Source organism: Acetobacter lambici, assembly GCF_011516885.1.
Lineage (GTDB): Bacteria > Pseudomonadota > Alphaproteobacteria > Acetobacterales > Acetobacteraceae > Acetobacter > Acetobacter lambici.
Genome location: NZ_WOTD01000035.1, coordinates 1 through 22,540, shown reverse-complemented (window position 1 = coordinate 22,540; position 22,540 = coordinate 1). Strand labels below are relative to the sequence as shown.

Here is a 22,540-nt window from a genome sequence, read left to right as displayed (position 1 = left end):
AACCGTATTCACAACCTGCTGTGGGCATAATGGAGAGAAGCACTACTGCTTCAATCCTACGGCGGCACAAAGTGCCGTCGTGCTTTAAACAATGAGATTAAGAATGCGGTTACGCGCCCCTCATCGACGCACCCTTCTGGCGATCACGCTGCTCGCCAGTGGTGGTATTTTTGGCAGTGATTACCCGCTGTCATCCGCGCAAGCGGAAACGATTAAACTGCCTGAACCAACAGCTAACAACCCAGTAACGGCCGCCTCCCAATTAGCTATTGGCAACGCACAGGCGAGTCAGATGGTCGGCATGCTTTCCAAGCATGAAATGCGTGGGAAAGCATGGTGTCATGAAGCCTCTGCATCCCCAACCCTAACGGATGTCCCGCCGCTTCTTGTGCACTATGGGATCACGCACGACAAAACCGTGATGGGCCTGTCCAATGTAGAAGGAGTTGCCCTGCTGGGCGACCATCTTCCCCTGATTTACCGCACAGGCGGTTATATCGGGCGCAGCCTCATGGACAAAGGCGGCAGCCTGTCGAGAACCTCTGACCTTTTGGAAGACTTCAGTCTAGCCCTGACCAGCCGCACAGCGACTGGCTACGGCCTCTCCATTTCATACAAACTGACGAACCCTAGCCGCGACCCCAAAGGGAACGTGGAGAAAGGAGTGCTCCTCGGTCAATATCTCGAACAGGCTCTATATGTTCCAACCTGCAGCATACCAAATGGGTGCAAGACACACATACGCCTTGGCAACACAGGCGCGGATCTGTGGTTCGACATTCAGAACAGTGACGACAAGTCTTCGGGTCCCTCAGCCACAGCGACACCCTAAACGTAGCCCTCCCCTTTACTCCTGTGGCGCCTGGCGTCACAGGCTTTGCTCAAAAGGACTATGATCGTGGCGACACGTTCAAACACATTCTCCTCATGCGACATCTTCCTGAGTTTAGGCTCAGGAAGCAGTGAAGACCTGGTGCCAGACCTGCTCTGCCTGCGGTTCAAAACACCGGTCCCACCAGCTGCTCGCATCGCAATGGATCAGACTGGCTGGCGATACGATGCAACGCGCAATGAATGGCGCGTTGCCTGCCAACCAGACCAGTGGGAGCAGCGCTCACAGGAAATTCGGCAGTTTCACGCACAATGGGGATGTCAGTTCTACCCGCATTATGCTGAAAAGGCAGTATTGGATAATCTGTGTGAGAGTCATGCCTAAACGCATCAAGGACCATCTATGGTTCATCCAGTTCAGCCTGTGGCGTGGTATTGCTGTTTTCCTTTTGGTGAAACTCACGCTCTTAGTGGCACTGGACATCGCCATTTACGGCATCATTTTTCAGGCAGGCAGCAGAACCAGCGTCTTCCTGCCGCTCACCTACTGGATGCAGCATCACGGTCTTACGGCATATCAGATTTTAATGGTAAGATCGGGTAGCTCTATGAGCCATGCCATCAACGACCTGGCGATCTGTTCCAGCAGCGCTTTTGTCGTATGGCGGATATTGAGGTGTTTCCCAAAAAACGTGCGAAAGAGCACCGAACCACTCAGTGAATAATGGACACCAAGCTCACATGGCCTGCCACACAGGCCAGTGCAGCAAAACAGAATATTCCCACACGACACAGGCGTCGCGGACGGCCCCTAAACCAAAGATTCTGACGCCACTGCGGTCGCCTTGGATGTGTTTTGTAACCAATCCACAAGGAAATGAGGCCGCAACAGAAAAATCCCCATACCGGCATGGGAAGAATTTCCGGCCCCATCACTCTTAGCGTCCCCACATTCAGACCAGACAGCTGATCAATCAGGCAGAAGCCATCAAATCCATCGCTTGCAAGCAAAAGAGTAATCAATGCCACCATGGCCGGCATGGCAGGCCGGCTGGCAACAGTCGTCGGAATATCCTGTTCCTGCCAGACATGGACCCGGGCAGACACTGCCTGCCTGAGCGCATATCCGGTTAATGGCCGATAGGTTGGCCGGGGTGAAATACCGTTCTCCACCACAATGGCAGCCTCACATACCAAGTGCTCGACGGTAAATGTCCAACAGGGTTTCCTGCTCTTCGATCTCTGAGGGCTCCTGCTTGCGCATGCGAATAATCTGGCGGATAACCTTCACGTCAAATCCTGCTGATTTGGCCTCGGTGAAAATATCCTTGATATCTCCGGCCAACGCTTTGCGTTCTTCTTCCAAACGCTCCACGCGTTCTATAATGCTACGTAAGCGATCTGCCGCAATGCCGCCAACTGCTGCATCCTCATGTTGTTCAGACATCTGATCCTCATCTACTGTTGCCAACATGGCGTATCTGTCCTTTGCCTTAATTCAAGAGAGAAGATGATGCCACTGGCGCCGGGTATGCCAGATGGCCCAATTCCAGATAACGGAGCCACTGGGATTCCTGTTGCGTAAGGCACCCGCCCGCAGATAGAGCCGCCCTAAATGCCGCTCGATTATGTCCCATCCGAGCAACAGCTAACCGTTCCGACCAGCCTATCACCAGAAGCGTCCTGTAAAATTCACGCCCCTTCATGGGAGGTCTGTTAGCAGGCGGGGTGAGCGGCTTCTTTAATGGCGTGGACCATGCTCCATGCCATTTTGCCAGAAGGACCAACCATTGGACAAAAGAGGTTTCAGGAGTCACTCCCGATAGCCATCGGCTGATCCTGTTCCGTCCTGTACCAGAGCGTTTCTCGGCTTGAACGACTGACCAGCCGATCAATCTGAGATTGCAGGCGATCTGCTCTGAGCTGTCCGTTGTTGCAGAGCGGTCATAACTCACACGGTTTCCATGTGCTGACCGAAGTTCTCCACACTCTTGTCCACCATTTCTGTGGATAACACCGCTTTGGTCTGCGACATGACCCTGTTCAGTCATGATCGCCTCCCGGCTGTGGCCTGATGACAGCTGGCGGAAAATCTGGCCAACGATCAGGACTGGACTGGACATCCCATGACCACCATTTGTCCAGCCCAAATGTCGCATTATAATAGGCGTCCTTCACCGCCTTGCGGGCCAGATAAGCTTCGTCGTCACGACCATAGACTTCCATGGGAGTGCCACGGACATCCTGCGTGTCCGTAAGAATGAAATCCGGGTGGACAACGTCACCTGTCGCATCAAACCGTAGTGGCTTGGTAAAGGCCCGGTTTTCTCCGCACAAAGCTTGTGTGACCCGCAGCTCGTAACTGCTTTCGACAGGAATCAAAGTCGTTGGGTCGACTTCCATCAAGGCGATGTCATCTGCCCAGGCCCAGATCGAGACCTTCCCCGCTTCCCTGCGGATCTTGATCGTAGCCGTGACAAGACCAATGACCGAGATCTGTCGCTCGGAACGCTCCTTCTGCAAGGCCTCTACGGATCGGGGAAAACGGCGCGACAAACGGGAGAACCAACTGTCATCCGCAGTAACATACAGGTGGTAATCTTTGGCCCCGTCGAAACGCAATGCAGTATACTGTCGGGCGGCCCCACCTCCCGATTTCTGGCTTGTTATTGTGCCCAGGCTGTCAACCTTTCCCAACAGCAGGATACGCCAGTTATTCCCGCAGGTCTGCACTTTGTCGCGCAACAGGGCCGGACCATCCGCATCACCATACCCGATCATTGCCAGATGCTCCGCCAGTGGGTTTCCTTTACCAACGATGATGTCCACCGCCGCATTGAGCACTCTTTGTCGCACTCCTGGCCACCACGTGCGGACATGTCCAATGGCCGGATGCCACGCATTAGTACCCGAACGCTCCCACAGAAGATGCAAAAGCCCCAGTTCGGTCATCCTCGACTGCCGCGGGCGACCTTCTTTCTTACTGGCACGCTCCTTCTGGAGATCTCGCTCAATCGTTGAAGGCGTTCTGGCAGTATCACGCACCGCCAGGCCACGCCTTAACGCGACCCGGACATGCCCATCCGGCGTTTCCCTCACAACACCTGTGGCATAACCCGACTGTCCACTGTGTCGTGGATCTGACTGATGGAATGGACAGTCGACATAATGCAAGCCGCCTTGATTGGGCATTCTGGCCAAATGATAGGCTTCAACCGGCCTGCCCTGCTCCTTTCTGGTGGAACGACGAACCACAAGCTCCAGATTCCGCCCCTGATGGCGACAGTTGCAGAACGGTCGTGGCACAACGTCATGTGATGCACGCAATAATGCCTGCCATGCAGGGACACGACGTGGCTCGCTATCCCATGCCCTGCGGGCTTTTTTGCCATTGGGAAAAGTTATCCAGTCACCCATGACGGACATCCGCAAATACCCGTCCAGCAGCACCCTGACGGACATTCTGTGCCATGCGTGGGCTGACCAGACGATATCGTCTTTTCTGCCTCGTCTCACGAATGAGACCTGAGGTTTCCAATGTGTCCAATGCCCGACAGACAGCATCCTTGGGTAATGTCAGGTCAGCCGCCAACTCAACAGCTGTCGCACCTACTTTGATCGTATGCGACAAAGCACCGAAGACGATGTCCGATACCGCATCAGCCCGCACGGGCTGGGTCTGTGGCATCCATGGAACCTGTGCGTAGACACTGTGGCCCATGGAGGCAATTTCACCCGCCCGTATCATATCCTCCAACACGACATGATACGCGCCCTGATACTGAGGAGGGATGCAGGCCCTCAGTTCAAAGGCTGAGTGCGGCCCCTTATGCAACGTCTCCCTCACAATTCTCATAATGACACGCTGGGCATCATCCCGATCCCGACTGGACATCTGGTCGTATGGAACCGCGTTCCCTGTTGCAGACTTACTACTCTGTACCATGGACCTTCCTCCCGGTTTTTCTCTGAGCAATAGTATGGGCTATCTGGTTGTGAATGCAGGCCGTCTGTCAGCTCGCCATCGCGCGTGGACCAGACGTTCCCATATCAGTAGAGTCACCTCAGCCAGAACGGGATCGAACATCAGCCCACTCTCGCGGTCGATCAGCTTTCTGACGATGGGCATGGGCACCGCGGGCTTGTAGCAACGAGGAGACGCCAGAGCGTCAATAAAATCCGCTATTGCGACAATGCGTGCAAAGAGAGGAATAGCTTCACCAGCGAGGCCTGTGGGGTACCCTTTTCCATCCCAGCGTTCGTGATGCAGGAGCACACAATCCGCAACATCCTGAGGCAGGTTACGGACTGATTTGCGAAGGATGTCCAATCCGAAAACAGGATGCTGTTGCATCAGGACCCACTCGGTCTGGGTCAATCGTCTTGGAGCATTGAGAATTTCGCTGGGTATATGACGCTTGCCGATATCATGCAGCAGAGCCCCAAGCTTCAGGAGTATCCACCGCTCAGAATAAGCACCGGCCGCCAATAGAATAAGAGGGGCCATGCTGGCGACACGTTTGCCATGCCCTTCGAGTTCCTCACCCGCCTGTATGGCCAGTTCCCGCAACTGGCCTGTCCCTGCTGCGGGCGAAAGCTCTACCCTTTGCACGGAAGGAAAAATAACTGTCATGGCTACCAGAGTACGGTAGCCAGATGTGAATGGAGTTTGGTCCCTGTTTGTTCAGATCCCTAAAGCCGCATCAAGCGCTGCCCTGTCAGGCAAAATGCCGACGGATTTCTTGCCTGCGTTCCTGAGCCAACCTTTCGCCCAAACCGGCTTGGGCAGTTCCATCAGGAAGGGGGAGGGTTGAGACTGTCGACCGTTGCGAAAAGCACACCATGTAACGGCGACACGACGGCGCCCGCGGGTCAATGCGACATACGCAAGACGCCGTTCTTCATCCTGGTCCACATTAGACGGGCTTGGGAACATCTGATCTTCCCACCCCATCAGGAAAACATGTGGGAATTCGAGCCCCTTGGACGCATGGATCGTCATCAGCTTGACCCGTCCCTGTGACGTGCTGCCTGCCGGGGTGGAACCAAGGGCTGCATGTTCGAACAGGTCTTCTATCGCTATAAACTCGCCTGCGAGATCAAAAAGCTCGTCGAGGTTTTCAAGGGCCGATTGGCCATCCTCTGCCGCCTGCCGATGCATGTCCATATAACCAGACCGCTCAAGGAGACTGCGCATGCGTCCTGAAAGCGATGGATCACCAGACAACTCCTCTTCGCGAATAATCTGCAGGAAGGCGCGTACCTTCTCAGCATTCTTGCCAGAGGCTTTGTCCATCATCTTTTCTGCTGCGACAAACAGGGAAATGTTCTCATCTTCAGCATAGGCTTCAAACCTGGCCAGCGTCTTGGCACCGACACCACGGGCAGGCAGATTGATAACCCGCCTGAAAGCCTCATTACTCTGAGCCTCTTCCGGCGCGTTGGTAAGCCTTAGGAAAGCCAGGGCATCCTTGATCACACCACGCTGCCAGAAGGCTGTGTCGTTGACCAGTTCATAGGGAATTTTGGCCTTCAGAAGCTGCTCTTCCAGAATGCGGGAGATGAAGTTGTAGCGGTAAAGAACAGCCATATCTTCATAGCGAACCCCCTCATGCGCCCGGCGGCCCATTTCTGCGGCTAGTGTCTGCGCCTCTTCAACGCCCCCGCTGCAAGCGATGATTTCCAGCCTTTCGCCCGGGCCCTCAGATGTAAAGAGGGTCTTTTTCAGCCGGTTTTTGTCGCCTGCGATAATGGTATTGGCTGCATCGAGAATATGACCAGTCGAGCGAAAGTTCTCTTCCAACGCTATCATACGGCCATCGGGAAACTCTTTTAAAAAATTCCGGATAAACCCTACATTGGCGCCACGCCAGCCGTAGATGCTCTGCGCATCATCACCGACGGCAAACAGTTCCTGGTGATCTCGAGAGAGAAGCTTAAGCCAGAGAAACTGGAGCCGGTTCACGTCCTGGAACTCATCAGCAAGAACTGCATCGAAGCGGTGTGCCCAGTCCAGCCGATATTTTTCGTCCCGTAGCATTGTTATGGTTGGCCAAAGGAGGAGGTCTCCAAAGTCGGCCGTATTCGTCTCGCGCAAAATGGCCTGATAGGCTGGGTAGAGTGCTGCCGCCATTTCCCATGCCATGGCATCATCGGGTTCACCTGTTCCATGCCTGTCCTGAAAGGTTTTGACCAATGCGAGAGCCTGGTCGGGCAGGACAAGATCATCCTTGAACATGGCGATGTGGTTTGTGATAGATTTGACGCGCTTTCCCAGTTCATCACCGGGCATCGGGTCGAGTGCGCCGTCGTCAATAGCCCTGAGCATCAACCTACGCACAAGACGCCGACTATCGTCAGCATCACAGATATCAAAACCCGGCCGCAAAAAAGCGATCTCTGGATCCGTGCGTAGCTGGCGGCATCCATGGGCATGGAATGTCCCAATCCATGAGGGTGAACGCTCACGGCCAAGGGCAAAGCTGATCCTGTCTCGCATCTCCTGAGCCGCTTTATTTGTGAACGTCACGGCAAGGATACGATGAGGAGACATTCCCCTGCGTTCAATCCTGTCGACAACGCCACCAACAAGAGTGGAGGTCTTGCCAGTGCCTGCTCCTGCCAGAACGACCACAGCCCCTTCCTGTTGCGCAGCTTCACGCTGGACCGGCGTGAGGCCAAGCAGAACATCGTTAACGGATGACACGGGACTGATCTCCATCAAAGAGAATTTCCACCTTGCTGGCATTCCAGATATTGTGGGGGCGGTCATGACCAGAAGGGCTCAGCAGGACCAGATCCCCATCATAATCCCACTCCCCTGATGGCAGTCTATCACCATCAATCACCAGACCACGATAACGGTCCGTGCCAAAGCAGATTTCTATGAATGTAGTGGGTGCTGTCCCCTTCCCCATGCGCTCCAGCCATTCGTCCTGCAGGCGAGGGCTCTTCATCCACGCCTCTAGTGCATGGGCATATTCCCGGAGTAATTCGGGTTTTTTAGGCTGGCGTGGGCTAAAGCCGGGTAGGGTCACGCTGTGTTCGACCATATCCTTTCCGGCCCTGAGCATAAGGAAAGAGCCAATCTCTCCAAGCCACGCATCAAAGATCACGAGGTCCTGAGACAAGTCCCATTTACCATCACACCGGGTGCCACTGACAACCAGACCTGTGCCCTTCCGCCCGTCCTGCTGATAAGCAACGCAGGTCCATGGGATTTCATACCCCAGACCCGATGTAGGCACAGTGCGCGCGAAAAACTCTGGATGCTCATGCAGAACAGTAAGATCATTACGCAGGCTTTCACCCGCACTGCTCAGCAAGGGGTCTTCATCAAATTCCGCACGTCGGCATTTTTGAGGCTGGTTTACTGGTGTCTGTGTCATGACGGGCTTATTCCTTCAGATCAGGCGGCCATTCCGGCCATATTCTTGAGTGTCTGGTTGAAGTCCTTGGAGCGGTCCGGGGGAAGACGGCGGGTAAAAGTTACGTTGGCCTCAAAGGCAAAGTCATAGAGCATGTCGGCAAAGTGATTGCCCGCATCGTCATCGTCGGTTGCAACGACAAAGAGGCTCCCGTCGATCTGGGCCATGTCAGCCAGATGTGTTTTCAGAGCCGTAATAGTTTCTGGTCCCATGGCACCTGCGATGGAAACATACAGCGTATCGGGCGTGCGTTCCTTATCGAGTGCCGCGAAAGACAGAGCATCAATTGCGGCTTCACAAACCACCAGACGCTTGACCTGCGTTCCAGCGCCGGGTTTGAAGCGGAAGAGTGTCTTAACTGAACCGCCCAGACAGATATGCGTGTCCGGGCCTCGGAGTTCTGCCCCGCACACAGCACCGTTGGCATCGGTATGAGCAAACCACGCTGCGTGGTAACCGTCCCGAATGCAACCAGCTGTCATAGCCCGGCGGACAATCCAATCTGGCAGGCAGCGTTCTTTGGTCAGATAGTTCCAGACTTTCCCGTTCCGGTAGAGAGGCTTCTTCCCATCCCAACGCTCAGCTGGGAGACGCATATCCTCACGCTCTTTCTTCTGGGCAACATATGCAGCACCTTCGGGTTCAATGCCGACCAGATTACCCAGTTCCACACAAACTTCCCGGAATTTCATGCTGGGGTTGAGCAGTCTCATCAGATCGAAAACGTCACCTTTGCACTGGTCAGCAATCCCGTAAACGCCATACCAGCCACGATCGCCATGGTTCACAATGATGATGTCCTGATCCTTGCGATACTTCAGGCATTTACGAGTGCTTTTGTCTTTCACAAGGAGATAGCCATTGCGTTCGAGCAGCAGCGCGCAAGACACACCATTGCGGATCTTCTGACGATCACCATCGGAAAGTTCGAAACGCTGGTAGGTCATGGTATTATCTCCGTCTATACTTGATAGCGAAAGAAACAAGGCAGCCGAACCGCCTCCAGAACATGATTAACAATACCCAAAACCCACGATAAACACAAGCAAAAATCGGAAATAACTAGCAAAAATAACAGGTTTTATTTATCGAATGGCTATGAATACTACTTGCAAGAGAAGTATAGATGGAATGTTTTACTAGACCATATCCTGCCGGGGTTCGGGGCGGCGAGCGCCCGAGGCGGGTTCGAGAGTGGAGGGGATGGAGGCGTTTTTCTGAGCCACATCCTGCCATCGGCCAAGACAGCGCTTTGACCAGCTCGTCAACACCGGAGCGTCCTGAACAAGCCGGTCAGCGTGCGGGCAGCGCGGGGCTCATGCCCTGCGATGACCGCACGATGGCCAAGGCGCGGTGAGGGTCGCGGAGCCGCGCCAGCGGGGGCCTTTGGCCCGTGTTGATGAGCTGGTCAAAGGGTTGTCATACTGAAGCTGGATGCTCGGCCGTAATCCCCGCAACGTGCCCCCCTGTCGCGCCGACAGGCGTGACAGGGGGGGGGTGAGGAACCGCCCGCTCCCCTTCCCCGCCATTCGACATCCTTCAAGGTGGCAATCGGCTGGCATCACCAAACATGGGGAAGAACGCGTATTCACAACCTGATGAGAGAAACTGGGAACGGTAATTTTGCCAGATAATGAGCCAGCCTCAAGGCTGGCTCAGGAGAATACTTTTCCTGATGCCTGATACCTCTCAACCATTCTCATCCACTGATCTTCAACCGATATCCGACGTGCCTAGCGGGATTATTGTCGTGGCAGACAAAGACGGCAAAAAAACCGTTGCGACCATTACGGAAATCCTACGACTGCGGGCGTCCTTTATCCCTGAGGAAAAAATCTACCTTGTCGGCGAGGGCCTGAAAGCCGAGGATATCTGGCCACAGCAAACTGATACGCAAACACTTTCAAGAGAAGCTGGCACACTCATCATGCGCCAAAACTTCATTCTCGCTCTTGCTCAGAAAATGAAAGCGGACATTTATGTGCTGATCCGCATCAGGGACGAAAGGGAGTTTGTGTCCTGTCTGGAACTGGCAATGTGTGGACATTTGGTTATTCTGGGGGCTCGCACTGAAAGCTGTGCCCAATTCATGGCCGATGTCACCAGCCACATCAACCGGCAAGGAGACATATCGACGCTGGCAGCGTTTCACAGCATGATCAAAGGCGTCGTTGAAATTGGATCATCTTCACCAATCGACCATGAAACATCAGGGGCGGCTCAACGAACAGTCTATCTGGCCGATGAACTCAGGGCATTCATGGCCTGAGAAAACTGAGGTTTGATTAGTCACTTCCCCAATGCCAAAGCATTGGGGAAGCACAGCACGCGAAAGAGCTCACGAGGCAGCGGAGACTTTCGCTGCATCCGCATAAGAAATAGGCTAGGCGCTCATTGCCCTGCATTGGCACAGGAATCAATGCCTTCAAACAAATCGGATGGGATGCTGAGCGTCAGAGTAACCAGTTACTCGGCCTTGGGTTTGGCGATCCGCTTGGAGCCGGGTTTAGGCCCGGGCTTCTTGCGCGGCGTAGCAACAACCTGGACTTTTTCCACCACAGGCTGGGCGACTGTTTTCTTCCGGCCGCGTGCCGGCTTATCCACGACAGGCTCTGGTGCAACCGCAATTGTTTTTTGTGTTTGTCGCGCTGGCTTCCGGGAGACTTCAACTACTTTGACGGCACGTGAAGACGCGGGAGATTTCCCTTTTTCATATCCAGCCATAAGCTTCTTCAAAACTGGTGATGCTTTGAACCGGACCGTGGAATACTCTTCAATCATGACCTTCTCACCCGTCCGGGGGTTCATGCGTTGCCCCCCCTTTGCGGTTTTCTTCGTGAAAGTGCCAAAACTGGGCAAAGTAAAGCCACCATTGTCCCGGAGTTCAACGATAATAGCCTCAATCAGATCGTTTGCTGCCTGACCGGCCTTAACACCTGTGCATCCAATACTGTCCTGAAGAACAGCCGCAATAAAGGCTTTGCTCATAATGGAGATTGTCCTGCTCTGCTGCTTAAAATGGATTTTTCATCTCGTGCGTGACCTCACCAGAAGATGCCTGCGCTGGCAAGGATTTTTGCGCCTCAAGGTTGGCGATAATTACGTCAATCTGTTCTTTAAGAACTAACAGATTCTTCAGGCTCTCCTGATCCGGCCTGATATCAAGCTGGCCATAAAGGGCAATCCGGGTATTTCCATTTTCGAGCGTCAGTCCACCAACGGACAAACTCTCGCCTTCGTCATGGAAGGGAGTAAAAGCCATAGTCTATTCCTCCATCATCTGCTTCAAGGCACGCATTCCCAAGCGCACACCTTGACGTTCAAGCTGGTTCTCAAAATTACGGCTCTGGCGAGGGTGGTAAGGACTGGTCTCGGGCTCTGGCAGGTCCATAGCATGGTCTTTCACGTCTACTGGCAAAGAGGGGAAAGGATCAATACCGACAGCATGGATCAAAGCGGTGATACTGACGATGTCGCATGTTGGGGCGTCATTATTTTTGCACACATAGACCCCTGCACCACCTGACTGTGGATCATAGACGGCCTTCCATGTTGAGCTGGGAACAAGAACATTCCGACCAATTCCCTGTGTGCTGCCTCGGAAAGCAGGACCTGTCACAACGTAGACAGCCCCATCACGTTGCGCCAGATGGCGAACCGCCATCTCTACACCAGTCCATATTCCTTCATTCAAAGCTGCTGTCTGGGGAACGACATTAGCCAGGGTATAGGTTTGCTCCTGCGCCTCTTCTGAGGCCGCATCACCAGATGGCGTCATGTGTCCGCGATCATACCCAGAACGTCTGTAATCCGATAAGTCCGCACCATCCCCATCTGGCAGCCGGCTATCTGCATGGAAATTATTGGTAGTCCGGCCAATTCCTGAAGCGGCATGAACAGACGCACTGGTAAGATATTCAGCGGACCAGAGCGGTTCATGGACCAGCCCGGAGTTAAGAGAGGCATAGCCATCATTACACAGTAATGTCGTGCGCGGAGTTAGCTTCGGGTTGTCCAATGCCGGAAGAACACCGTCAGGGCTGAATTGAGAGCAAGTCTGGGCCTGTGCTGCATTCCATGAACCTAGCAGGCCGACAATAATGAGTATGTTTTTCAAAGTGAGCTTAGGCATACGGTAGAACTTTTCTGGCAATTTGGAGAGGTTAACACGTACCGGCCCAAAGAAGTAAGACTGGGTCAGGTTATGCCCTGGCCGCCATGATGAGTCTTGTCGCAGAACGTCTTGCCTTGAGAGCCTGCCGTTGCAGTGCCGCACGCGTTGCCGCAGTCAAGGCAAGATCGTGCAGTTCATCTGCCAGAACCGCTTCTTCCTGAAGATAACCGCGTGCCGGCCCGATGCGTTGCACGACGGATGACCGATGAAAAACCGGGGGAGCGAAAGTCAGGGCATTTGGAAGTGTCGTTGTTTCGAACATAGGTTTTAGTCCTCTTGCCTGTCGCCGCAGGCGTCAGATTGATGTGCCGCACACAGTGTAAGCAAACAGGTTGTGAATACGGTTCAGCGCCATCACGAGGCACTGGATACTGTTAGATCAAAGAGAGTTGCTCACGTTTTTCTGGGGGTTTGGATATCTGAGGCCCAATATCAGACATTGCCGGCCTCACAGAATATTTTGCCATCAGGGCACCAAGTTGCGCCCGCTCACTCCGTTCGATTTCCTGTTTGTCCTGTAGCCTGTAGGCATCCACCAACATGGAATCCCTTACTCGGCGTTGGATAATGACTTCCACATCGCACCAGGTCCAACGTGGAGATCCATGACACGGGGCATGGACAATTTGGTCAAGAAATCGAATACGTCCCTCAGTGGTTTCAAAATGAAGAGTGCCAAAACACTGCTGATTGTAATGCGCGATAAACCCCCACATGTTTGATACCCGGCCGTAAAGCCGTTGGGTCCAGGCGTGAGCGGGCATTCCTTTTGCAATAAAACCAAGGATCGCATTGCCCAATTTGGCTTTGTCCTCAACGCTGGCCCATTCTGTCGCTGTTAGTTCAGCGGCTTGAATGGGGGGAAGGCGCAGTTTTGGGAAACTGATCCCTTCGCTCATGCTGCCTCCTTTTCCGAGTTTCCCCGATCATGGCGATGAAAGCGTATGATATTTGGCAGGGTTGGATACTCTGATCCTCCCTGTTCTTCATCGTAATGGAGGAGCTGTGCGACAGAGACATCCATCTCAAACCCATCAGCCAGACGGCGAATGACCGCCGTGTCAGACCGGCCGGAAATAAACCGATCAACCCAATGGCCAGTCCGCTGGTCACGGAAGGCCGTTGCATGTACACCATTACGGAATGCAACAACCATCCATTTCAAGGGTGCATTGGACTTTAGACCACGATGTACGGTCGCGGGCATACGGTAAATGGAACCAATACTGATTGGGCCAACGCGTAGCGGGTTGGAAGAGGGCGCAAACCAGCGCCCTGCATAATATTGTCTGAGCATAGCTTCTCCTATCGCCCGGCCATGACGAAATGTTGGACCATCTGAACCGGGTGATCTTCAGCAATTCCCGCGAGGATAGTTGGAGCGCACACAATCATCACCAACGTGCCAGCAAGTCCCAGTGCTCCCACGATAAATCCGGCACATTCCAGATAGTTTTTTGTCGTGGGGGACAGGTTCACATTCTGTCCAAGTGTTTTTGGGAGGCGGCGCAGTCGGTAGCGCAATTTTTTGCACGGGCTCTCATCAAGAGGGACAGATAAAACTAACGCATCAGGACTGATCTGCATGAGCGTCTTCTCGCCAACAGCAACCAGATGCTTGCTGGTGACTTTCTGGTACATTTTGCCCCGAGGGCTATGCGCCATACGGAAGTATGTATTGATACCCAATATCCGGAAAGAAACTGGTTTACGCAGAGTGGACACGGGTTGTGTGTTCGTATTGGCTGGAATGCTATCGGACATGACCGCTTCTCCTCAGGTCTTTATTTATTTTCTGACCTGATCCGAGCCTCATGGGGCGATGGGCCTGACAAGGGCGGCGCTTGCGCCGGGAGCCTGCGACGAACCCTTTTCTGGTCCATCGCCCCATGAGAGCGATCCCATTGTTATTATTTTATTTTTGTATTTTTTATTTTTGATCATTGCGTCCAAATCTGCACGCACTCGTGCAGATTTGGACGCTTCTTTCAGGGAGCATCTGCGAGGACAAACGGCGTGAGGATCGTGGCCCCACTCCAACGTGATTGGTGCAGTACCATGGGAGTACCGTCCACGACGCTATAATATCCGTGTTCCTGTTTTTTCTTCAGTTCTGCGCTGGTTAAGACCGGTCTGGCTCTACGATTTAAACAATCCGCCCGTGCTGATTGCCGATCTGGGTAGGGACCATGCCAGTTCACAGGTCGCGGTGCGTCATCGGGAGTTCGCACATACATACCATCGTGAGCATGATGAAACTCGATACGCGTACCGTCACAGATTTCCAGTTCAAGTTTCGTGGACATTTCTTTCACAACACAATCTTCAAAAAAAAAACCGCGGAAGCGGGGAATGTTTCAAACTGCAGATGTGGAGCTGATCAACCACAATCTGCATTGGGCAGAGATCGCTCTGAAACGAAATCTGCAAGCAGCCATGCAACCACAACATGTGGAGTGGCCTATCGGGCTCGACAATTATGATCGCGGTAGTTGCCTACCAACTGTCTAGAAAGCACACGACTGCAGTGAGATAATTGTGAATTTCACTATAAGCTGTCTCGGTGCTTATTGGCCGCCAAAGGCGGCCGCTTGAGAATACAGGATTAACGGCCATAAAGACTGATATAGCTCGCCGATCCGAACACTTCAGTCCACGGTGAAGATACGTAACGCTCACAGTCGGGGTGAAGATCAAACGTCCTGTTAATAAAACGGGAAGTCCATTCTTCTACCTCGGACTCTTTCGGACCATTTTCCCATTTCACGACGATTGCGCCCCAGTGAGACTTTCGAACGCTAAACTTGGTCGTTGGAAAGTGCTTCTTGAGAAGTTTCCGAATATTTTTGGCAGCGAGAGCACCACCACTTTCTTTTCCCTGCTCCATATCCGCATAAGCAGCGCTGGTTTTAAGCAGCTGAACTTGCTCGGCGAAAAGGGCGGCCTCGTCCTGTGCTTTCTTTTGGGCAGCAAGTCTGATTTGCTCTGCATGGTTCAGAAGGTTCTGGATATGGTCGGCATCAGCAAGCCCTGCATCCGCGTCGAAAATCGTCCATTGAACACCATGGAGGATACTTTCAGGAAGGCGTTTGGAGACATGTCCACTTTCGAAAACAATATCAAACTCCGCCTGGCCACCGCTTCGCATAAAACCGCGACACACGGTGCGGATTGTCTCTGGCTGTTGTTCGCCATAAATAGCGGTAACGTATCCACGGCCTCTGTTGTACAGAACTGTCGAAACCATCGTTCCGACTAACACGGGCATGATACTCTTGCTCTGGGACATCTTGGATTTCCTTATTTTTTTGTGATGTCCACGGCGCGTTCACACATGCGGGTCCGGGTCAAAAGGGAGCGCAAGCGCCGGTGGCAAGCCACCGCTTTTGACCCGGACCCGCATGTGTGAGAGCAATATTTTTTGATTTGTTATTGTTTTGAGGATTTATTCATTATTGCTTCTCCCGTTTCTATAAACATTTCGGAACCATCAGGGAGAATGGCAACAAGGTCAAAGGCATCCGGTTCTACATCACATTCTGGTATCGTGCAGCCAATCCGAATGGCCTCACGAACATTAGCGACAAAATCACGAAATGATTCACGCGCCTCGTCAACAGTTTTAAACTGGAGCGCAATTTCATTTCCGGCATCATCTGTTTCTTGCCAGTTATTAAACCCGAGTTCGCGGCATTCGAATACTGTTCCAACAGGATACTGTGGTATCATAGGCTCAAATCCCGCTATTAACAGGTGTCAATGATGGTGCAGAGATATAGTGTGCAGTCACATTCAACCAGAATTTGCCCTTCACCGTAGCTTCAAGTGATTTACGAACGCATTCAGCGCTCAGGAATTCCGCTCCATCGTCGGCGCCAAAAGAACCCTGCTTCATATCGTACCAACCTTCGGGGTTGATCTGAGGATCTACTTCTTCAGCATAGGCAACCAAATGATCGGTACCCTTTTGCCCGGCAAGACCCGGAGCACCATTAGACATGAGGTAGACACCGAGGTCGCCTACCAGCATCAAACCGGGCGGTATCTTTGTAAGGTCTAGGTCTTCACTGGTGGGATATTTGGCCGTCACGCCTTCACGATGAAAGGTTTTGTCCAACAATTGCGCAAATGTTGGAGTGTGTTCTGTAGCCGCTTCTGCATGGGCAAGAAGGCAGGTGACCAGCGCATGATCAAAATGCAATTTCATTGGTAATCCTTTTTATGTCCTGGCTGGTTTATGAGGCGACGGGGTGTACTGTGTTGATTTCTTTTGTGAAAAGCGCACACACTGCCGCGGCCTCGCTCAGTATTCGGATGTGAGCATGACGACTTTGCCGGGATCGCTATCGGCCACAACATAAAGCCTCAGTTCCGCCAGCGGGAAATCCGTATACTCCAGACGCTGGCGATACAGGATGTTGGCCTCGCGCTCGCCGTTCCCGTCCGTGCAGACAACCTCGGCGCACTGTTTGATGAGATCCACCCTGAGCATCCAGCACTCGAATTCGGCACGCCTGACTGCTGGAACCAGTCGCGCACTCGCCACGATGTCTAGCAGCCACGCAGCACCATTATGAGCCAGATATGCCGCGCCATCGGTCAGGATAAGGCCCATCGTATAGCGATAATACCCGGTCGTGCCGATAAACTGTGCCAGGGTCGCAGCGGTGATCGTCTCAGGTTGAGTGTAAGCCAGTGTTGCAGACATGTCGTTATCCCTTTGTGGTTTTTTGACACTCTGCTGCCTGCCGGGACGGTGGCCGTGCGCTCAAACGCGGCGCGCAGCGCCGGGAGCGAAGCCCCACCGTTTGAACGCACGGTCCCGTTCTGGCAGGCGCGCTTTGCTGTTCTCGGTGAGTTTTACTCGTTGGTATTTTGGTCAGCTCATTTGTGTCGGTTTCTGCGGGACAACTGTCTGACACACGCTACACCAGCCAATTTCGCAGCAATGGGCAACGCCCCCGTTGGGGAAACGGACTGGGCGGATGTCGCATGCGGCGAGACCCGTACCATCCAGCGTGCGGGTGCGATCGCCTGGGCCCAGTCCGCGAAACTCGGGATGTGGCCAAGGTCGTCCAGAACATGCTGTTCGCCGATCAGGCGCACCGGAACGGTGCGCCCGACCGAATTTGTGATGGTGACACCAAAAACCAGTTCGGCCATAAAAATACCTTCGGCATGATGGCGCAGCGCCCTGTGGCGCATATCGGCCAGAATGACTTTCGAGCCGTCAAACCAATCATGGATTGCCTGATAATCCTCGGGAACACCGCCCCATTTTTTTGCTGTAATGGATGCGTGGAAAAAACTATGCGCCATATTCGCCTCCCTGGCCTCAATAGGTGTGCATGAAGTCTTCATGGGAAATATAATTTTCCGTATGAGATACTGTGATCGTATCTGCGACGGGATCAAAAGTGACATCGCCTGAGCCACCTTCGTTATTTTCCCAACCACTATGCTCAATAGCCACATATTGCATGGCGATCGTTTCCAGCACCTCTCTTAACGGTGCAGTATGGCTGGTCATCTCTGCCGACGACCAGTCAACGAGTTTTGTCTGCACGGAGACCGTCAGGCTTTCCTGTCCCTGCCCGCCTTCAACGGTGCACTCCTCCACGCCACCGGAATCACCATAACCATCGTAGCGGATAACGACTTTCGTGATGTCACACGCTTTCAGAGCCGCCATGACGGTCGCTCTGTCCTCGGCCCGGGTTTCACGCTGAAGCTGATTATAGCGATCCATCCGTTCAAGAATTGCCGTTGTTTCGGTCATATTTCCTGTTCCTTATTCTGTTTTTTCTGATTGCAGGCGAGCGGTCGGGCCTCCCTGCATTGGATTAGGCAGCAAAACGACGGGCTGGAGGCGCACCACTCAGCACCGCGCGAGCGTGGCGTGTTCGGCTCAAAGAAAGCTTCAGGGGCTTGTCGTGGCGACCGTCCCAGCTCAGTCCCTCACAGGGGATCAGCACCCCTGCCCTGCGCGCATCCTGATCACGCTGGAAGCACACACGCTCGTTCCCGCCTTCTGGACGGCAGCAGGGCTGGCCCACAGATGCCCCGCAGCCACGACATGCCATCTGGTAGGCCGGATCACCATCAGGCCATTCATGATGGCAGCGCCGGCACGTTACGGAAGCATCGACACAGGCCCAGCGTGACGGAGCGGGCATTTTGGGCGCAGGAGGCAGGAAGGTAATCGGACGCATGGCATTCTCCTTTTCTGAATACCTGCTGCCTGCCGGGACGGCGGACACGCGCTCAAACGCGGCGCGCAGCGCCGGGAGCGAAGCCCCACCGTTTGAACGCGCGGCCCCGTTCTGGTAGGCGCGCTGTCTGGTCTGTATTTTTGGGTTTTTGTCTGGAACCGGCCGCCGTCAGGCGGCGATCCGCACCACCTCAAGGTGACTATCCAGATGGGCTTTGACCGCGGCCCGCTCGTCAGGGTCAGCATCATCGGGCACCAGAACCCTGCCTGCCTGTTCAAGCAGGGCGTCTTTCACCTCAGACGCGTATTCTTCCTGTCCTTCAGGGGCATGGGCCTCGCCTGCGTCAGCGGTTTCTCTCGGCGTAGTCTCAGCCTCGTCCGGCCCTTCCAGACCAGTTTCATACAGTTCTTCTTCAACGGTAAGCAGGTGATCAAATTCACCCTCTTCCTCATAGTCTGCCTCATGACCACCTCTCAAAGAGGCCAGCCTTTCAGCGTTACGCACCATAGCGGTCAGTTCCACTTTCCAGTCCTCGGCAGCAGACCCAAACCCGGCCTGCTCCGGCACCCATCGGCCGTCAGTCCCCACATGCGCCATGATGGCAGTCCGCATCTCCTTGCCGGTGTTGCGAGGCAGGAGTTTCAGTGCCTTGCCTGCTTCCATGATGGCAGGTTTGCTGAAGCATTTGAGGAAGTCGTCGAACGCCATATTGGGCATCTGCGCATCGGCGTCGAACAGCAGCCCCATGAGCTGGGCCGTTAGACCACTGCCGCTGTGCTGGCTGATCGTGCAGTTTGCGACGTTCTTGAGCACGGCCACTGCTTCCTGACGTAGTAATGCAGGCTCGCGGATCAACACACCTTCGGGAAAGAGCGTGGCCAGTGCAGTCTCCCGCCGGGTCATCAGGCCATAATGGTCATGTTCAGGGGTATGCACTTTGACATTCTGCCCCCCAAGGGCGAGCAGCAGGGCCGCAACCAGATCCCACGGGTCTACGTCCTCCGCAACCGCATCAAGTGCCGCATGCAACGCCTGTGTGCGGATCTGGCCCAGCATGGTCAGGCCTGTGCCAGAAATGGCCGCACGCTCTTTGGGCGCCGCAACGCTAGCAGGCGCAATGCTGCGCGGGGGCACAGTCCCTTCCTGCTCTTCCAGCGCCTGCGGCCGCAATGGGATTTCGTCGATCTTCAGGGTATTGGGGTTGAGGAAATACCCCATCACATCGGTTTCTTCAGCCGCCATCCAGTTCAGCACCCGCTTGTAGCCATCTGGCGCCGCCGCCTGCCCGTAGTCTCCGACCTCCATCCTGACCCCGCCATCGGGCAGACAGTCGGCCAGCCACTGCTCCTGTGCGGCGGCATAGGCCGAGCCATCCTCGGTAAAGCGGTTGTCCTTCCCGCCTTCACCAAACAGGTCTTCAGTCCACACCACGCCACAGGCCTTCGCCGTAGCCTCGTCAAAGCGGGCATCCACCGCCATATAACGTGCCTGTTTCAGGAAGCGGGCGAGCTCGCGCCAGGGCACCGTGTCCTCGGGATCTTCGGCGTTCAGACGATACTCGGCCGGGTCCGCATCCTCCTCGACTATATCCTCAAAGATTTCGGCCCATGCTGCGCGCTGCTCTTCTAACGGGGCGGCGGCGATCACTTTCAGATCGTTGAAGTCCGGGCCACGGCCCATGTCGATCGCGTGCAGGATCGGATCATGCAGACCTGCCAGAAGTGAAAGGCGTTTCAGATAGGCCGGTGTGACCATCAGCGCGCGGGAAATTTGTGCGTCTGTATACGCTTTTTCGCGGCGGGCCTTATCGACAAAGCGCCATTGCTCACTCTGCGTCATCGCCTCGCGGATGATGTTTTCGGAACCAGCCGCCAGGCCATCCAGTTTTGCGTCAGAGGACGTCACGATGACGTGCATTTCAGTCATTTTGGCGAGGACACATGCCCGGCGGCGGCGATGGCCTGCCACTATCATGAGTTGGCCGTCAGGCAGTTCGCGCACCAGCGGGGCCTGCAGGAGACCCACCACCTTGATGTTATGGGCAAGGCGTCGGTCGGCCTGGACATTAGGGGCTGAGGTGCGGGGATTTTCGGGGTTGTCGAGAAGGGTTTTCGGATCGACGACGCGCAGTTCCATGGAGAGGCTCCTGATCATGGGGAAAACTGGCAGGTGATTGCATCAGAACTGATCTGCTCTTTTTATCAATCACCTGATGTTTTCCGCGCGGTCGCAGCTTGGGCGGGCGGGCAAGGCCGCGCCGTCAGGCGCGCAACGCCTGGCGCTTGCGCGCCCGCCCAAGCTGTGGCAGCCGTTCTTGCCTTTTGTCTCTGTCGTTTATTCAGGCTGCGGCCATCTCTCTCGTCACTTTTTGAGTTGTGCGGCCGCCAACGCCAATCAATAAATCCGCAGAAATTCCCCATGCTTCACGGATACGGTCAATCATTGCGACGGACAGGGCGCGTTGTTCATTCAACACTTCGCTAGCTCGGGGCTGAGAGCCAATGACCCGCCCGAAATCAGCCTGCTTCAATCCATTTTGCTCCATGTAAAAGCGGAGGACTTCAACTGGCTCAGCAGCTGGAACAGCATAATGCTCCCGGTCATAGGCATTGATCAATGTCGTCAGAACAGCAAAGCGGTCAGCTTCGGGTGTTCCTGGGGCGGGCTCTGTGTCGAAATACTGTTCGATCTCTTTGACCGTCCAGTCATAGTCCGCATCAGTGCGGATCGGTCGGATATCCATCATCATCACACTGTCTCCGGGTTGATTTTATCGTACTCGTTATGAGTGCCAACGAACTTGATGAGCACGCGCTTGTGCAAGTAGGCGACGCGGACAATAAGGCGATACTTGTTGCCGCCAATGTTGAAGATAACGCGATTGTCAGCCACGAAGTCAGCGCTGTTAAACTGTGTGCGAACGTCTGCTGGCCCTGCCCATTCTACCTTGCTAACAAGAGCATACCAAGCCTTGAGGGGACCTTCTGCTTGTGGGTGCGTAGCCCAGAAGTCCCTCAGTGCTTTGAGTGCGATCACGTTCATAGGGAGTGTATAGAATGTTCCCATTATGGGATCAATAAAAATGTTCCCATTCTGGGATATTCCTGTCGGCGAAAATTTTTCAAACGACTACGCTCACAGCCAGCACATCAGATCCCGAGCCACCGCTACAGGCGATGATAATCCGGTCATAGCTGGTGAGATCGATCCGCTCCATTCCCCGGCTCCTTTGAGGGCGTGTCATTCATACCTATTCCCAGTGTGCCGCCCGACGTTGTGACGCCGGACGGCCTACGTGGGTCAGGCCGCGTCCTTCAGAGCGTTGGGGGCATCGTCCTCCTCTGCCGAGGGCGGGATGTCATCATTGGCCGGAGCTTCCTCCTCCTCTTCTCTGCTGGTTGCGGCAAGATCGGCTTCGAGGTCCGCCAGCGCGTTGCGCTTCTCATCGAGCAGAGCCTGGTCACGGAACGGCACACCCAGTCGGGCCTGATAAGCGGGTAGCCGTCGTACGGCCTCATCTCGGGTTTTCTGGGTGTCGGCCAGTTCCCCATCAAGACGCAGCACGAAGTTTTCGATGCGGGCCACCAGTCCCAGAGGTTTCGTGTCCTGATCCACGGGAATGTCCACGGTTCCATAAGCGAACGCCACGGACAGCCCCGCCTCGGTCACCACCTTGTCCTCGGTGAAACGCTGACGGTTGACGGCATCCAGCATGATGGCAAACCCGCCGATACGGCCCAGTGTCCACCGACCTTCCTGCGCGTTCCTGACCGCCAGACGGAGCTGGGCCAGCAGGAACGCCCCCGCCTTCTCACGCTCGGTGATCACACCGCGTTCGGTCTCGAAGCTGAAAGCCTCACCGCGCGTGGCCACACGGGCCGCCAGATCAGCCTCGA

The 22,540-nt window shown here is 54.5% G+C and carries 29 protein-coding genes and 2 pseudogenes; 4 read left to right on the top strand and 27 right to left on the bottom strand.

The annotated features are described in order from the left end of the window. Positions 1-103: 103 nt before the first annotated feature. The 3 genes from GOB86_RS12145 (at position 104) to GOB86_RS12135 (ending at position 1,556) form a co-directional block, all read left to right on the top strand. Entirely contained in the window at positions 104-832 is a 729-nt protein-coding gene (locus GOB86_RS12145) for a hypothetical protein (protein ID WP_165992645.1), read from the top strand. Between the two features lie 66 nt (positions 833-898). Continuing rightward, positions 899-1,216 (top strand): hypothetical protein, encoded by a 318-nt coding sequence (locus tag GOB86_RS12140; protein WP_165992643.1) that lies wholly within the window; start codon positions 899-901, stop codon positions 1,214-1,216. Beyond that, positions 1,209-1,556, top strand: a complete 348-nt coding sequence (locus GOB86_RS12135; protein ID WP_165992641.1) for a hypothetical protein — start codon at positions 1,209-1,211, stop codon at positions 1,554-1,556. Before GOB86_RS12140 ends, GOB86_RS12135 begins: the two co-directional genes overlap by 8 nt. Here the strand turns inward: GOB86_RS12135 and GOB86_RS12130 are convergent. The 8 genes from GOB86_RS12130 to GOB86_RS12095 all read right to left on the bottom strand — a co-directional run bounded on the left by GOB86_RS12130 (position 1,546) and on the right by GOB86_RS12095 (position 9,205). Beyond that, positions 1,546-2,007, bottom strand: coding sequence for a hypothetical protein (locus GOB86_RS12130; protein WP_165992639.1), 462 nt, complete (start codon positions 2,005-2,007; stop codon positions 1,546-1,548). The two genes, GOB86_RS12135 and GOB86_RS12130, sit on opposite strands and share 11 nt — an antisense overlap. 10 nt (positions 2,008-2,017) lie before the next feature. Next, positions 2,018-2,278: a DUF2312 domain-containing protein gene (locus GOB86_RS12125; RefSeq protein ID WP_165992653.1), complete on the bottom strand. Its 261-nt coding sequence runs from the start codon at positions 2,276-2,278 to the stop codon at positions 2,018-2,020. A 596-nt stretch (positions 2,279-2,874) separates the two neighbouring features. Then, entirely contained in the window at positions 2,875-4,293 is a 1,419-nt protein-coding gene (locus GOB86_RS12120) for a DUF1173 family protein (protein WP_165992637.1), read from the bottom strand. Continuing rightward, positions 4,241-4,777, bottom strand: coding sequence for a hypothetical protein (locus GOB86_RS12115; protein ID WP_165992636.1), 537 nt, complete (start codon positions 4,775-4,777; stop codon positions 4,241-4,243). The genes GOB86_RS12120 and GOB86_RS12115 overlap by 53 nt, the downstream gene beginning before the upstream one ends. A gap of 39 nt (positions 4,778-4,816) precedes the next feature. Beyond that, complete coding sequence (locus tag GOB86_RS12110; RefSeq protein WP_165992634.1) at positions 4,817-5,464, bottom strand: HD-GYP domain-containing protein; 648 nt, start codon at positions 5,462-5,464, stop codon at positions 4,817-4,819. Positions 5,465-5,515: 51 nt separating this feature from the next. Continuing rightward, positions 5,516-7,552: an ATP-dependent helicase gene (locus GOB86_RS12105; RefSeq protein WP_165992651.1), complete on the bottom strand. Its 2,037-nt coding sequence runs from the start codon at positions 7,550-7,552 to the stop codon at positions 5,516-5,518. Beyond that, a complete protein-coding gene (locus GOB86_RS12100) occupies positions 7,524-8,219 on the bottom strand; it encodes a hypothetical protein (protein ID WP_165992632.1) in 696 nt (231 codons plus the stop codon). The genes GOB86_RS12105 and GOB86_RS12100 overlap by 29 nt, the downstream gene beginning before the upstream one ends. A 20-nt stretch (positions 8,220-8,239) precedes the next feature. Further along, positions 8,240-9,205 (bottom strand): DUF3991 and TOPRIM domain-containing protein, encoded by a 966-nt coding sequence (locus GOB86_RS12095; protein WP_165992630.1) that lies wholly within the window; start codon positions 9,203-9,205, stop codon positions 8,240-8,242. Positions 9,206-9,933: 728 nt separating this feature from the next. On the opposite strand from GOB86_RS12095, the gene GOB86_RS12090 reads away from it, so the two are divergent. Continuing rightward, the gene (locus GOB86_RS12090) at positions 9,934-10,527 is read left to right on the top strand and encodes a hypothetical protein (RefSeq protein ID WP_165992628.1); all 594 of its coding nucleotides are present in this window, start codon (positions 9,934-9,936) and stop codon (positions 10,525-10,527) included. Between the two features lie 458 nt (positions 10,528-10,985). Here the strand turns inward: GOB86_RS12090 and GOB86_RS16125 are convergent. The 19 genes and pseudogenes from GOB86_RS16125 to GOB86_RS12000 all read right to left on the bottom strand — a co-directional run. Continuing rightward, positions 10,986-11,246, bottom strand: a pseudogene (locus GOB86_RS16125) (HU family DNA-binding protein); the annotation flags it as partial. Positions 11,247-11,271: 25 nt separating this feature from the next. Next, a complete protein-coding gene (locus tag GOB86_RS12080; protein WP_165992623.1) occupies positions 11,272-11,520 on the bottom strand; it encodes a hypothetical protein in 249 nt (82 codons plus the stop codon). A 3-nt stretch (positions 11,521-11,523) separates the two neighbouring features. Continuing rightward, complete coding sequence (locus GOB86_RS12075) at positions 11,524-12,390, bottom strand: DNA/RNA non-specific endonuclease (protein WP_165992621.1); 867 nt, start codon at positions 12,388-12,390, stop codon at positions 11,524-11,526. A gap of 70 nt (positions 12,391-12,460) precedes the next feature. Then, positions 12,461-12,694, bottom strand: a complete 234-nt coding sequence (locus tag GOB86_RS12070) for a hypothetical protein (protein ID WP_165992618.1) — start codon at positions 12,692-12,694, stop codon at positions 12,461-12,463. A gap of 112 nt (positions 12,695-12,806) precedes the next feature. Continuing rightward, positions 12,807-13,331, bottom strand: a complete 525-nt coding sequence (locus GOB86_RS12065) for a hypothetical protein (RefSeq protein ID WP_165992616.1) — start codon at positions 13,329-13,331, stop codon at positions 12,807-12,809. Beyond that, positions 13,328-13,729 carry a hypothetical protein gene (locus tag GOB86_RS12060; protein WP_165992614.1) on the bottom strand — a complete coding sequence of 134 codons (402 nt, stop codon included), beginning with the start codon at positions 13,727-13,729 and terminating at the stop codon, positions 13,328-13,330. Before GOB86_RS12060 ends, GOB86_RS12065 begins: the two co-directional genes overlap by 4 nt. 8 nt (positions 13,730-13,737) lie before the next feature. Further along, positions 13,738-14,196 carry a hypothetical protein gene (locus GOB86_RS12055; RefSeq protein ID WP_165992612.1) on the bottom strand — a complete coding sequence of 153 codons (459 nt, stop codon included), beginning with the start codon at positions 14,194-14,196 and terminating at the stop codon, positions 13,738-13,740. 841 nt (positions 14,197-15,037) lie between these two features. Further along, on the bottom strand, positions 15,038-15,721 hold the full coding sequence (locus GOB86_RS12050) for an LPD29 domain-containing protein (protein WP_165992610.1): 684 nt from the start codon (positions 15,719-15,721) through the stop codon (positions 15,038-15,040). A gap of 140 nt (positions 15,722-15,861) precedes the next feature. Beyond that, the gene (locus GOB86_RS12045) at positions 15,862-16,161 is read right to left on the bottom strand and encodes a hypothetical protein (protein ID WP_165992608.1); all 300 of its coding nucleotides are present in this window, start codon (positions 16,159-16,161) and stop codon (positions 15,862-15,864) included. 4 nt (positions 16,162-16,165) lie between these two features. Further along, positions 16,166-16,639, bottom strand: coding sequence for a DUF3085 domain-containing protein (locus GOB86_RS12040; RefSeq protein ID WP_165992606.1), 474 nt, complete (start codon positions 16,637-16,639; stop codon positions 16,166-16,168). A gap of 96 nt (positions 16,640-16,735) precedes the next feature. Next, on the bottom strand, positions 16,736-17,140 hold the full coding sequence (locus tag GOB86_RS12035; protein ID WP_242012649.1) for a DUF6876 family protein: 405 nt from the start codon (positions 17,138-17,140) through the stop codon (positions 16,736-16,738). 176 nt (positions 17,141-17,316) lie between these two features. After that, the gene (locus GOB86_RS12030; RefSeq protein ID WP_242012648.1) at positions 17,317-17,751 is read right to left on the bottom strand and encodes a DUF6915 family protein; all 435 of its coding nucleotides are present in this window, start codon (positions 17,749-17,751) and stop codon (positions 17,317-17,319) included. Positions 17,752-17,767: 16 nt separating this feature from the next. After that, positions 17,768-18,211: a DUF6878 family protein gene (locus GOB86_RS12025; RefSeq protein ID WP_165992604.1), complete on the bottom strand. Its 444-nt coding sequence runs from the start codon at positions 18,209-18,211 to the stop codon at positions 17,768-17,770. A 64-nt stretch (positions 18,212-18,275) separates the two neighbouring features. Next, a complete protein-coding gene (locus GOB86_RS12020) occupies positions 18,276-18,644 on the bottom strand; it encodes a hypothetical protein (protein WP_165992597.1) in 369 nt (122 codons plus the stop codon). A 168-nt stretch (positions 18,645-18,812) separates the two neighbouring features. Then, positions 18,813-20,780, bottom strand: a complete 1,968-nt coding sequence (locus tag GOB86_RS12015; RefSeq protein ID WP_165992602.1) for a ParB/RepB/Spo0J family partition protein — start codon at positions 20,778-20,780, stop codon at positions 18,813-18,815. A gap of 202 nt (positions 20,781-20,982) precedes the next feature. Further along, complete coding sequence (locus GOB86_RS12010; protein WP_198912041.1) at positions 20,983-21,393, bottom strand: helix-turn-helix domain-containing protein; 411 nt, start codon at positions 21,391-21,393, stop codon at positions 20,983-20,985. Next, positions 21,393-21,686 (bottom strand): type II toxin-antitoxin system HigB family toxin, encoded by a 294-nt coding sequence (locus tag GOB86_RS12005; RefSeq protein WP_165992600.1) that lies wholly within the window; start codon positions 21,684-21,686, stop codon positions 21,393-21,395. Before GOB86_RS12005 ends, GOB86_RS12010 begins: the two co-directional genes overlap by 1 nt. 79 nt (positions 21,687-21,765) lie before the next feature. After that, entirely contained in the window at positions 21,766-21,888 is a 123-nt protein-coding gene (locus GOB86_RS16415) for a hypothetical protein (protein WP_277875483.1), read from the bottom strand. A gap of 56 nt (positions 21,889-21,944) precedes the next feature. Next, a pseudogene (locus GOB86_RS12000) lies at positions 21,945-22,540 on the bottom strand (lactate dehydrogenase); the annotation flags it as partial.